Genomic DNA, 12,267 nt, shown 5'->3' with positions numbered 1-12,267 from the left:
TTATTCGGCTTATAGACACGAAACTCGGGCATCAATATACAATATCTGTGTACAGATTAAAATTCTTGAGATAGTAGGCTACTCAGATAGTGGCTCTGCCAACAGTTGTTGAAAGAAGTGATGGATAAGTCGGCACGTTTCTTCGTAATTTTGGGTTTGGTTTCTAAAGCATTGCGCTCATCTGCTAACTATGTCTCTTAATATCCGGTACCAGGAGTCATTCGAAGATCGCCATAACGGCGTACAGGATCAGGAATTTCGGCAAATGCTCGATACGGTGGGCGTTTCGTCCATCAGCGAACTGATCGATCAAACCGTGCCCGCCAGTATTCGACTGCCCCGGCCGCTCAATCTGCCCGAGCCCCAGTCGGAAGCCCAGTTTCTGGCGAATTTTCAGAAGATGGCCCGCCAGAACAAGGTGTTTACCTCGTACATCGGTCAGGGCTATTACGACACCATCACGCCGAACGTCATTCTGCGGAATATCCTCGAAAATCCGGCCTGGTACACGGCTTACACGCCTTATCAGGCCGAAATTGCACAGGGACGTCTCGAAGCACTGCTCAACTTCCAGACCATGGTCACGGAACTGACCGGGATGGAAATAGCCAACGCATCGTTGCTCGACGAAGGAACGGCCGCAGCTGAGGCTATGAGCCTGCTGTATGCCACCCGCCCGGCAAGCCGCAAAACCGCTGAAACCCTGTTTGTATCGGAGCTTTGCCACCCACAAACCATTGACGTGATTCGGACACGGGCAACGCCCGTCGGTATTCAGGTATTGGTTGGCGACCACCGTACTATAGATCTTACGCAGGGAAATATTTTCGGAATGCTGCTTCAGTACCCCGCCACCGACGGCGAGGTATTCGACTATACCGACCTGATTGCCGCAGCCCACGAACTGGGCATTACCGTGGCCGTAGCTGCCGACCTGCTGTCGCTTACCCTGCTCACCCCTCCGGGCGAAATGGGTGCCGACGTGGTGGTTGGTTCGGCCCAGCGGTTTGGTGTACCAATGGGCTACGGCGGTCCACACGCGGGGTTCTTTGCTACGCGTGATGCGTTTAAGCGGCAAATTCCCGGTCGTATTATCGGTGTATCGATTGACGCACAAGGCAAGCCTGCCCTCCGGATGGCGCTCCAGACCCGTGAGCAACACATCCGGCGCGAAAAAGCTACCTCCAACATCTGTACAGCGCAAGTACTGCTTTCGGTGATGGCGAGCAGCTACGCGGTATATCACGGCCCTAACCGGCTCCGCCAAATCGCCGAACGCACCCATGGCCTGACCAAACTGTTTGCAACCGCTCTGAAGCGGTGTGGACACACGGTGGTGACCGAAAATTACTTTGATACCGTAACCGTACAGGTGAGCGATGTCGATTCGCTGAAGAAATCGGCGCGGGCGGCTCAGATTAACCTGCGTTATCATGCCGATGAACAGCACGTGGGTGTGTCCTTTGATGAGGTAAAAACGTACGACGACGTAGTGAGCCTGCTCAATGTGTTTGGCGTTGATACTGACCTCGAAACGATTGCTCAGGAACTCGAAATTAGCTGGCCTGAGCGACTCGTTCGGACGTCGGACTACCTAACGCACCCGGTCTTCAACACGCACCATACAGAGCATGAAATGCTCCGTTACCTGCGGTCGCTCGAAGAAAAAGACCTTTCGCTGGTGCACTCGATGATTTCGCTGGGAAGCTGCACCATGAAACTGAACTCAACGGCCGAGATGATTCCCGTTACCTGGCCCGAGTTTGGCAAGATGCACCCCTTCGCTCCGAAAGATCAGGCAGCCGGCTACCACCAGCTGTTTACCGACCTCAATAACTGGCTTTGCGAGATCACGGGCTTTGCGGCTATGTCGCTGCAACCCAACTCGGGTGCACAGGGTGAGTACGCAGGTCTGATGGTGATTCGGGCATACCACCAGAGCCGGGGCGATCATCACCGCAACGTGGCTCTCATTCCGCAGTCGGCGCACGGTACCAACCCCGCCAGTGCCGTGATGGCCGGTATGAAAGTGGTCATTGTGAAGTGCGATGAACGCGGCAACATTGATGTTGAAGACCTCCGTGCTAAAGCCATCCAGCACAGCAACGAGCTGTCGTCGCTGATGGTTACTTACCCGTCGACCCACGGGGTATTTGAAGAGAGTATCAAGGAAATCTGTGCTATTGTGCACGAGCACGGTGGTCAGGTGTATATGGATGGTGCTAACATGAACGCGCAGGTGGGCCTCACCTCGCCCGCTACTATTGGCGCCGACGTTTGCCACCTCAACCTGCACAAAACGTTCTGTATTCCGCACGGCGGTGGCGGCCCCGGCATGGGACCTATCGGCGTAGCGGCTCATCTGGTGCCGTTCCTGCCGGGTCACGTTGCTGTTGCCAATGGCTCAGGGGCGGTGTCGGCAGCTCCGTATGGTTCGGCCAGCATCCTGACCATTTCGTACGCGTACATTGCTATGATGGGCGGTGAAGGGCTCACCCGCGCTACTGAACGCGCCATTCTGAACGCCAACTACATCAAAACGCGGCTCGAAGGTCACTACTCGGTACTCTACACCGGTACGAGTGGCCGGGCCGCCCACGAGATGATTATCGACTGCCGTCCGTTTAAAACAGCGGCCGGTGTAGAAGTAGAAGACATGGCCAAGCGTCTGATGGACTACGGTTTCCACGCGCCAACGGTGTCGTTCCCGGTAGCGGGCACGATGATGATCGAACCGACCGAGTCAGAGTCAAAAGGCGAACTGGACCGGTTCTGCGACGCCATGATTGCAATTCGGAACGAGATTCGGGAAATCGAAAACGGGCAGGTCGACAAAGCTGATAACGTGCTGAAACATGCTCCGCATACAGCATCGGTCGTACTGACCGACGACTGGAGCCGCCCCTACAGCCGTGAGAAAGCCGCTTTCCCGCTGCCTTACGTGCGCTCGCGCAAGTTCTGGCCGACGGTGAGCCGCATCGACAGTGCTTATGGCGACCGCAACCTCGTGTGCTCATGTGTACCTACCGATGCCTACGCCGAGGAGGTAGCCGAAGTAGTGGCTTAGGAATTGGGCAGCCGCCAAAACTAAAAATCCTATACACAGAAGCCCCGACCGGTTAGGTCGGGGCTTCTGCGTTGTTGAGCAAATCAGAAAGACTACTGCTTATCCCACCAAACGCGTGAGTACTGTGTGTCGGCTCCCTGACGGGCCACTACGTCCGCGTAGTTTTTCGCGTTGAGGGTCGTTTCGGTAACCGGGTACGCCAGCCGCCGGGGAATATCCGTACCGCCGTTGAGCGTAGTCGGAGCTGGTTTCAGCACGGGGAAGCCCGTCCGGCGCCATTCGTTCCAGGCTTCGGTACCCTGGAAGAACAGGGCAATCCAACGCTGGGTTGCAATACGCTCAATGGCGTTGGCTTCTGAGTAGGCTACGTTGGGCTGCGCAATGTACGCTGTGTAGGCTGCTTCGGTGTAGGCCGTACCCATCCACTGTTGCAAGGAGGCTTTTACCGCCGACTCGTACAGTGTTTTGGCGTTGCCGGTAGTCCAGCCCAGTTTGGCCGCTTCGGCCTGAGCAAACAATACCTGCGCGTAGGTCATCACATTAACGGGCGAGTCCTGCCGAGCCAGCGTGCTACCTGCCAGCGAGAAATTCTGAGCCGGACCTGGCGACGGGAACACACCATACGGCACCCCTACATACTCACCCCGCTGGTTGGGGGCCGCCATAAACGGCAAACGCGGATCATTGACCTGCTTGAGGTAATTCACAAACGTGTTGCTCACCGCAAAGTCTTTCCGGTTGGTCGTCTGGTAGTTGTTGTAAAGCGGGTTCTCGTTGTTGGCATCGGTCAGATACTTGTACTGAACATTGTCAGCATTTGAGGTAAACACCCCATCGGCCAAGGCCGCCATAAATTCAGCTTTCCCTTTGGCCGGATCCACTTTCGACAGGCGCAGGGCCGCGATCAAACGCAACGAGTTGGCAAACTTCTTCCAGCGGTCCGTGTTGCCCCCGAGCAGAATATCGCCCTGTACGGTTGCGCCATTATCAAACTGAGCCACAGCCTCTTTCCACTCTTTAAACAGGTCATTGTAAATATCCTGCTGCTTGTCGAACGCGGGCGAGAAATTCTCGTTGCCCTTCAGCGCCTGCGTGTAGGGTACGTCGCCCCAGCGGTCGGTGATGAACTGGAAGAAGTACGCTTTCAGGATCCGGGCAATTGCAATCTGGTTGTTGTTCGAACCATAAGCGGCTACAGCGGCTTTGGTGGTCGGGTCGGTGTTCAGGTTGATTACCTGCTGGAGGTTGACCAGCGGCCCTGAATACAGCCCATTGTAGCTAAAATTGACCGTTTTGTAGCGCGAGTCTTCGATGTACGTAACATCGCCAAACTGCTGCACGTACATGGCCGGTACAATGTTGAACGAACCCGGCCCTACCTGCGCGTTCACCGTACCAACGTTACGCACAGCGCCCGTCAGCAGGCTCCCCGTATTAGCCGTCAGCGGACTATTCGGGTTGACGTTTATCTCGTCAAATTTGTTGCAGGCCGTGGTCGTTGCCAGTAAGCCTGCCAGGAGTATGAATTTGTGCCCTTTCATGGGAGTTTCGACAGAATTAAAATTATAGACCTAACCGAACGTTAACCCCGAACGAACGAACCGGTGGCAGCTGCCCACCCTCGTACCAGATGGTTTCTGACTCCGAAATGTCGATACCACCGCCAATGGCGCTGTAAATCAACAGCGGGTTCCGGGCAATGAGCGATACGTTGGCCGACTTGATGAACCGACCCAACACGCGGGTTGGCAGGTTGTAGCCAATCGACACCTCGCGGAGCTTCACATAGGTTTTGTCGTAGATCCAACGCTCGTTGAGGGCAAACAGCCAGTTCTCGTACAGGTTTTGTGCTTCCACACGGGTCGTATTGGGACGGCCCTCTTCGGTCACACCTTCGAGCAGAATACCACCACCGTCGGCTACAGGGTCGCGCTTGGGGTTACCCAACTCGTTCAGGCCCGCCGTTTCGGCCGCCAGACCCGAGTAGGCGTTAAACATTTTCGTGGTCGAGAAGAATTTGCCACCTACCACAAAATCAGTGTTTACGCGCATGGTTACGCCTTTGTAGGCGAAGGTGTTCAACCAGCCACCTTTGAACTTGGGCAGTACCGAACCGAGATATACGTTGTCTTCTTTCACGTACAAACCTGCGTTGGTGCCCGAGCCGTAGATCAGCGGTTGCCCGTTGGCGTCTTTCTTGATGCCCTGACCGTACAGAGCGCCCCAGTCCTGACCCACGCGGGCATTCAGGGTCAGGGTACGCCACTGCGGACCATCTACCTGATAGTTGGTCAGCCCTTCGGCCAATTCTACCACCTTAGAGCGGTTGCGGTCGAAGTTCAGGTCGAAATCCCAGTTGAACCCATTTGCCGAACGAATCGGGCTGGCAAACAAGTGCAGTTCCAGACCCGACGTCTGAATCAGACCGGCGTTGATGATCGCGTTGGTGTAGCCGCTCGTGGGCGCTACCGGCAACGGGATAATCTGGTTCCGGTTGTTGTTCTGATACGCCGTAAACTCCAGCCCGAACCGGTTGTTGAGGAAACGCAAGTCGATACCCCCTTCGTACGACGACGACAGACCCGGCAACAGGCCCGCGTTGGGCAACGTGCCCGGCAGGAAGAACGTTGAGTTGTTGCCGTACGACGTACCTACCGAGTAAGCCAGCGCCGTTTGGTACGGGCCTACGTCGGTACCCACCTGAGCGTAACCGGCCCGAATTTTACCGTACGACAGCACGTTGTTACGCGGAATCAGCTCGGTAAACACCAGACCCGCCGATACCGAGGGGTACAGGTACGAGTTGTTGCCAGCAGGCAGGGTCGACGACCAGTCGTTGCGCAACGAAGCCTCCACGAATACAAAATCGCGGAAACCAATGCTCACGTTACCGAACAAGCTATTTACCTGACGTTCAAACAGGTAATTGTTGGCCACAGGGCGACTGATCGAACCCGCTATGTTGTAAAAGCCCGGTGCCGACAAGCCACCAACCGTGGCCTGAAACAAGCCATCTGTCCGGTTGTAACGGATGTTACCCCCAGCATTGGCCACAATCGAGAGGTCTTTGAAATCCTGGGCGTAGTTCACCAGCAATTCGTAGTTGTTCTCCCGTGAGCTCGACGATAGCGTTGAGAAACCACCCCGGCCACCCTCGTTGAGCGTGCCTGTGGCAATGCGGCCCTCCTGGTAATAGTTGTTCTGATCCCGGCGTACCGTAGCCGAGGCCTTCAGGCTTGGCGTAAACTGATAAGTCAGGCCAAAGTCACCGAACAAGCGGTCGCCCCGGTTCACGTTGGTGTTTTCGTAGGCCTGCGTAAAGGGGCTGTCCCAATACTTGGGCCGGGGGTCGGTTGGTCCGCCAATGTTCCAGCTCCGGAACGTACCGTCGGGGTTTTTGTAGTTGCGGAGGTCGTCCATGCGCAACTGCCGCTGAAACCACTGGTTAAACGAGCCGATGGTTTGGTTGTAGCCATTCAGAATGGCATTTGATACGCCAATCGGGCTACCACCGGGCGTGGTCCCCCCCGACGAGCCGTACCGGTCGGCGGGTTGGTTCACGGTGCGGGTCGAGGTGTAGTTCAGGTTCAGGTTGGCCGTCAGGTTCTTGCCAAACACAATCGAGTTTTTAGCACTGATGAAATCCCGCGACTGCGCTGAGTTGGGAATGATACCGTTGTTGGTGATGTGTGAGTAAGAAATCCGGCTCTGAAAGGCTTCGGTGCCGCGCGAGAATGCAATGTTGGTGTTGTTGCTGATGGGCTTCTCGAAGAAGTCGCGTACGTTGTTAGGCTGCGGAGAGAACGGCGTCAACTGCCCAAACTCAGGCCCCTGCTGCCACGAGAACGCCGAGCGGTGGGGCGACCCATCCAAGCGGGGTCCCCAGCTTTCGTCGGCCGAGTAGTCCAGAATCTTCTGCCCGTTAAACGAGGCCCAATTGGCCGGGTGAATTTTGGGGTCAAACTCAAACGTTTCCCAATCCTGCGAATAGCCACCACCGTATTCGTTCTGATATTTGGGCAACATGGCCACCATATCGAGCGTCGTGCTGTGGTTAATATCGAGCCGGGTTTCGCCCGCTTTCGCGCGCTTGGTCGTAATCACAATAACCCCGGCCGAGGCCCGGTTACCGTACAGGGCCGTGGCCGAAGGTCCTTTCAGTACCGACAGGTTTTCGACATCGTCCATGTTTACCTGGCTCACGTCGGTTGGCGTACCGTCGACTACGTAGAGCGGGTCGTTTCCGGTGAGCGAGTTCACCCCCCGAATCCGGATCGACGGTGTACCGAACTTAGCCCCCGACTGCCCGAGTACCTGCACCCCGGCAATTTTACCGGCGAGGGCATTGGCTACGTTCTGCTCGCGGGCAATGTTCAGTTTCTCCTGCTTAATTTCCTGAACCGCATAGTTGAGCGCTTTTTTGTCGCGGGCAATGCCGAGCGCCGTTACAACCACTTCCTGCAACTGCGACGCATCGGTAGCCAACGCGAGGTCAATTGTCGAACGGCTTCCTACTGCTACTTCCTGCCGGGCGAATCCGATAAAACTAAAAACAAGGGTTGCGCCTTCGGGTACGTTGAGTCGGTACTGGCCATCTACGTCCGTACTGGTTCCCCGTGAGGTTCCTTTGACCGTAACGTTTACACCAGGTAGCGTGGAGCCATCCTCTGCTGATGTCACTTTGCCCGTCACCACCCGATCCTGGGCCAGCAAGGGCAAACTGAACATGCACAGCAAAAGCTGTACAATTAAAAGTTTACGCATGTTTGTTAAGATGATTGACTTTAGTTAGGAGACAAATATCTTAAAATTTGTTAACAGTTAAAGATTCTGTCAAATACCTACTTTGCAGAATATCATTACGACTATCAATAAAATAACGATTAAAAATGATAAAAATATTACTTTTCCTACCTCTCAAGTATATTAAACAGAAACCCTACATGTTACGCAGATCTTAAGTAATTTACTTATCACTTTTTTAAGATAACAGCTGTTTACTAAGGCCAATAATAGGCTCATTTATAGGCCTATTTTAACGTTACGTTAATCTATATACGATACTACTTAAACTTGTCTGCATACTAATTAGCAAAGCAACTAAAAGAATACAGACGAAGTAATTTTACTCAAGTATGGCCATGCCGGTATTAGGAAAATAACGAGTGAGGGGTCGCCAGAAAAGATACATAGTCTTTAATCTTATTTTAATAACCTCCCGATTTAGCGGTCTCTGTTCCGTATCTAACTTTCTGCTCAGGTTACCGCATCCGCTTGGCCCGCAGAAACCGTTTCCACTCGTATTCGTTGAAATGAGGAGCCTTGGGATCAAGGCTTGCGACCCGAATCTGACCCGACGCGTGAATAAATTCGCCGTTGCCCAGCCACATACCCACGTGCACTACCCGCTCGGGCTTATCGGCGGTAGCGGGCGTCCCGAAAAACAGCAGATCGCCCGGCCGTAGCTGGGAGAAATCGTGGTCGGGTGTGGGCACCAGAGTCCCCTGATGTACCTGCTGCGAAGCATCGCGGGCGAGCATGGTGCCATTGAGCGCGTACACCGTTTTGGTGAAGCCGCTGCAATCCATCCCCTTGGTCGAGGTGCCGCCCCAGAGGTACGGAATGCCCATGAGTCGGCGGGCTGTTTGGGTCAGCGACGCTTCGGTAGCTGCGGCTTTGGCCTTCCACTCGGTATAGGGTTGGGCCTCCGCCCGGCTCACAAATCCCGCGCGGCCGTCGGGGTAACGCACTTCGTAAAACGTTTTGGTAGTAGCTACCAACGTTAGCAGGTTCCCGGCAACCAGATCCGAAACAGTCTGCGACTCCCGGTCGGGCTTACTAAAGCAAAACCCAAACGGTTGGGTATATATGAGCTTGGGCGTTTGTTCCCAGGCCTCAAACTGGGCTTTGGTCATGCGCTCAAAACCACCGAAATCGACCCAGGCAATGTATCCATCGGGCGTTTGTACCTGATACCAGCCCCGATCTTTATCCCAAACGCGCAAAGGCATGCCCAGCAGCGCCTGCGTAGCCAGTTCGGCCGCATCGCGGGGGTTTGAGCGCAGGTTAGCCACCGAAACCGTCACAACGGCATAGGTTTTATCCTCGAGCGAAGGGGCAGGTAACACCTGAATCTGCTCCCGAAAAGGCATCTTTCGGGTATTCAGCCGCGTGAGCAACGCTTGTTTGGCTTCGGGCAGGTTCGTTTTGCCGACGATTGTCCCGGCCGAGTCGAGGGTTACCTGAAATAGAGCCACCCGGCCGTCGGGCGCGTACTGCTGCCGAACCGAGTCGATAACCGAGGAAAGCGATTGAGCCAGACCTACCGAATGGAGCAGTACGGCAATACCTACCGAAAGAAGAAAGCGCATCATACTACAAAATAAACAAAAAGAGGCCAGCAACAGCCAAAACCGCTACCGGCCCCGTAAGCCGTTGGCTATGTTATTGCCGTTTGGCTTCGACCACTAACCGCTCGCCGTTTTCGGTAAAATCAAGTTTGATGGTATTGCCATCGGTCGTACCGTAGGTAGCCCCGTTGAAATTCAGGTTCAGCGTTCGGCCGCTCTCGGCCAGGTCAAAATCCTGCAAATCAAGGTTCTGATCTTGCTCCCCCGTCGTTTTTATGGTAATCACAATGGTTACGGCATCATCGCGGTTATTGAATCGCTGCGCCACCAGTGTTCCCGACTGCGACACCCCATTGACCGACCGGGGCAGGGTCACATCGTAATCGTCGACCGTACCGGGCGCGTCGTAGGCAATCCGGCTCACTACGTATGTACCCGCTACACGCGCACTCGCTACGGGCATTGGTTCATCTTCTTTTTTACAGGATGCAAAGGCCAGCAGGCCCACCAGCAATAGCAATAAGTGTTTCATGGCGTTTTTTCTGCATGATACCGTATTGCCGAACCCTCAAACCAACATACTGAGCAAACGGGCATTATCTGCTTCAATGGCCCCCAAAAGCCTGTACCACCTCACTTAGGCGCTCGATGTCGGCGGGCTCGTGAAACGCGCTGATGACGATGCGGGTATTGGCTTTGTCGCGCGGGGTTGGGTAGGCAAACGAGTAAATGAACAGGTCGTGCTGTAGCGCGTGGGCGTACAGATCATCGTGCTCGGTATAAAAAACGGGGTAATGCGGTGCCTGCCTGAACAGGCCCGTTGGGAGCAGAACCTGCTCGGCCAAGGCTACCAGCCGGGTCAGTCGGGCTTGTGCCTCGGTATACAACTCCTCGGCCCCGGCAAAAGCGGCCAACGTAGCCGGAGCCATCGGCGAGGCCCCTCCGAAAAACGAAGTGTGCCGGATAGCCTCCACCATAGGCGTGTCGGCTAGTACCAGCCCGCCCGGCAAGCCCATAGCCTTAGCTAGTGAGGCCGTCACCACCAACCGAACCGAGGGCGGCAACTGCGCGGCCAACTCGGCCCAAACACCCCGGCCACGTACCCCGATCCCATGCGAATCGTCGACAACCAGCGTCAGGGCCGGGTGATAGGGTAATTGCCCGACCCAATCGAACGGATACGCCACCGACCGCACGGCATCGAGCGAGTTCATGGCCAGCACCAGCGGGCGGTGCCTGTGCTGCTGTACCTGCGCGGGCAGGTCGGCCGCCCAACTGTCGAACGATTGTTGGGGCAAACGGACCGAGGTCTGGTGCCACAGGGCCGGGTGGGTGTGCGGGCCGTACAGAAACACCGTGTCGGGGTTGGCGGCCAGATGTTGCATCACCACCTGCCCGGCCATCATGCCCGACGATACCGTCAGAGCCGCCGGGGCCGAGGTCCAGCGGGCCAGTGCCCGTTCGGCCTCTTCGTACACCCGAAGCCGCAAATTGCCATTGCGCGAACTGCCAAACACAGTGCCGTACTGGCTCATGGCCTGAACAACCCGTGCCTGAAACGCCGGATTCTGGCTCATACCGAGGTACGAGGTGCCCGAAAAAAACAGGCATTGCCGACCGGCGTAGTTTACAAACCGACCGGGCAGTTGATCAATAGTTAGGTGGGTATCTGAGCTCAACAGGGCAGCGTTTGGGCGTTTCGGGAGAAAGAATAGATAAATTAGGGGGTTAGCATAGCGCCGGTTCCGTTTTCGGGGGCGTAAATCACCCGACCGTAATCAAGCGTGACGCCCGACGCCGGATTATTGGTAATGAGCAACGTGCCGTCCATATCGACATAATCGAGCAGGGGCAACAGCTGCGCAATGGCCGAAATCCCAACGCTGCTTTCCGTCATACAGCCCACCATGACCGACATGCCCGCTCCTTTGGCCCGGTCGATCATGCGTCGGGCGGGGGTTAGGCCTCCGCACTTGGTCAGCTTGATATTCACACCGTGAAACCGGTTTATACACTTATCCACATCGTTTTCCACAATGCAGCTTTCGTCGGCCACTATCGGCAAGGCACTTTCGGCAAACACCCGTGCCTGTCCGGCGTAGTCGTCGGCCGGGAGGGGCTGCTCGATAAATTCAACGTTGAGGGTTTTCAACTCCGGGGCGAACCGAATCGTTTGCTCGGCCGTCCAGCCGCAGTTGGCATCGACCCGAAACCGGGCCTCGGTATGTTGCCGCAGTTCGCGCACAATGGCCATATCGTCGGGCGTACCCAGCTTAATTTTGTACAGAGGCCACGGCAACTCCTGCATTTTGGCCACCATTTTCTCTACCGTATCGATGCCGATCGTATAATTGGTGATGGGGTTACGAGCCGGGTCGAGATGCCAGTATTGGTAAAGCGGCACGCCCGCCCGTTTGGCCACCAGATCGTGCATCGCTTCGTCGAGGGCACACTGCGCAAACGGATTATCGCGCAGGTAGGGGTGTACAAGTGTCCAGAGGCTCTCGGCCGAATGGGTATCGGCTTCGCGCTCAATCAGATCCCGAATCGCTTCCAGATCAGCCACCATACGGTCAATCGTGATCCCGTAATATTTGTTGGCCGTAGCTTCGCCGAAGCCGCGCCGGCCGTTGGCATCGCGGAGTTCGACCACCAGCGTCTGTTGCACATCGCGTGAGTCGTGGGCAATCGTAAACGTATGTTTCAGGCGCAGGTCGAACCGGTGAAAAAAGAGTTTCATAGCCCGTAAAACTACAGAGATATGCGGTTGAATACCCGGCCGATGGGCAACAATGTTAGGTAAACGAAGTCGACGGGCAATTTTTCCGAGCGGGTTTCTGCTTTGCGCCG

General features: G+C 55.6%; 7 protein-coding genes. 1 reads left to right on the top strand and 6 read right to left on the bottom strand.

Going from position 1 to position 12,267, the window contains the following annotated elements:
* Positions 1–190: 190 nt before the first annotated feature.
* Complete coding sequence (gene gcvP / locus RUDLU_RS0114695) at positions 191–3,067, top strand: aminomethyl-transferring glycine dehydrogenase (RefSeq protein ID WP_019989155.1); 2,877 nt, start codon at positions 191–193, stop codon at positions 3,065–3,067.
* A gap of 92 nt (positions 3,068–3,159) precedes the next feature.
* On the opposite strand, the gene RUDLU_RS0114690 is transcribed toward gcvP, so the two are convergent.
* The 6 genes from RUDLU_RS0114690 to RUDLU_RS0114665 form a co-directional block, all read right to left on the bottom strand.
* Positions 3,160–4,608 (bottom strand): SusD/RagB family nutrient-binding outer membrane lipoprotein, encoded by a 1,449-nt coding sequence (locus RUDLU_RS0114690; RefSeq protein WP_019989154.1) that lies wholly within the window; start codon positions 4,606–4,608, stop codon positions 3,160–3,162.
* A gap of 22 nt (positions 4,609–4,630) precedes the next feature.
* A complete protein-coding gene (locus tag RUDLU_RS0114685) occupies positions 4,631–7,831 on the bottom strand; it encodes a SusC/RagA family TonB-linked outer membrane protein (protein WP_019989153.1) in 3,201 nt (1,066 codons plus the stop codon).
* Positions 7,832–8,328: 497 nt separating this feature from the next.
* The gene (locus RUDLU_RS0114680; protein ID WP_211220209.1) at positions 8,329–9,441 is read right to left on the bottom strand and encodes a C40 family peptidase; all 1,113 of its coding nucleotides are present in this window, start codon (positions 9,439–9,441) and stop codon (positions 8,329–8,331) included.
* Between the two features lie 70 nt (positions 9,442–9,511).
* Entirely contained in the window at positions 9,512–9,949 is a 438-nt protein-coding gene (locus tag RUDLU_RS0114675) for a hypothetical protein (RefSeq protein ID WP_157580212.1), read from the bottom strand.
* Positions 9,950–10,022: 73 nt separating this feature from the next.
* Positions 10,023–11,096, bottom strand: coding sequence for an aminotransferase class I/II-fold pyridoxal phosphate-dependent enzyme (locus tag RUDLU_RS0114670; protein ID WP_019989150.1), 1,074 nt, complete (start codon positions 11,094–11,096; stop codon positions 10,023–10,025).
* A 41-nt stretch (positions 11,097–11,137) separates the two neighbouring features.
* Entirely contained in the window at positions 11,138–12,157 is a 1,020-nt protein-coding gene (locus RUDLU_RS0114665) for a dipeptide epimerase (RefSeq protein ID WP_019989149.1), read from the bottom strand.
* Positions 12,158–12,267: the final 110 nt, after the last annotated feature.

Origin of the sequence: Rudanella lutea DSM 19387 (assembly GCF_000383955.1) — a bacterium.
Lineage (GTDB): Bacteria > Bacteroidota > Bacteroidia > Cytophagales > Spirosomataceae > Rudanella > Rudanella lutea.
This window is presented reverse-complemented; position numbering and strand designations above follow the sequence as displayed.

Bases quoted from the DNA above. Each gene is read 5' to 3' on its own strand.
- gcvP (WP_019989155.1), top strand. From the start codon at position 191: ATGTCTCTTAATATCCGGTACCAGGAGTCATTCGAAGATCGCCATAAC.
- RUDLU_RS0114690 (WP_019989154.1), bottom strand. From the start codon at position 4,608: ATGAAAGGGCACAAATTCATACTCCTGGCAGGCTTACTGGCAACGACC.
- RUDLU_RS0114685 (WP_019989153.1), bottom strand. From the start codon at position 7,831: ATGCGTAAACTTTTAATTGTACAGCTTTTGCTGTGCATGTTCAGTTTG.
- RUDLU_RS0114680 (WP_211220209.1), bottom strand. From the start codon at position 9,441: ATGATGCGCTTTCTTCTTTCGGTAGGTATTGCCGTACTGCTCCATTCG.
- RUDLU_RS0114675 (WP_157580212.1), bottom strand. From the start codon at position 9,949: ATGAAACACTTATTGCTATTGCTGGTGGGCCTGCTGGCCTTTGCATCC.
- RUDLU_RS0114665 (WP_019989149.1), bottom strand. From the start codon at position 12,157: ATGAAACTCTTTTTTCACCGGTTCGACCTGCGCCTGAAACATACGTTT.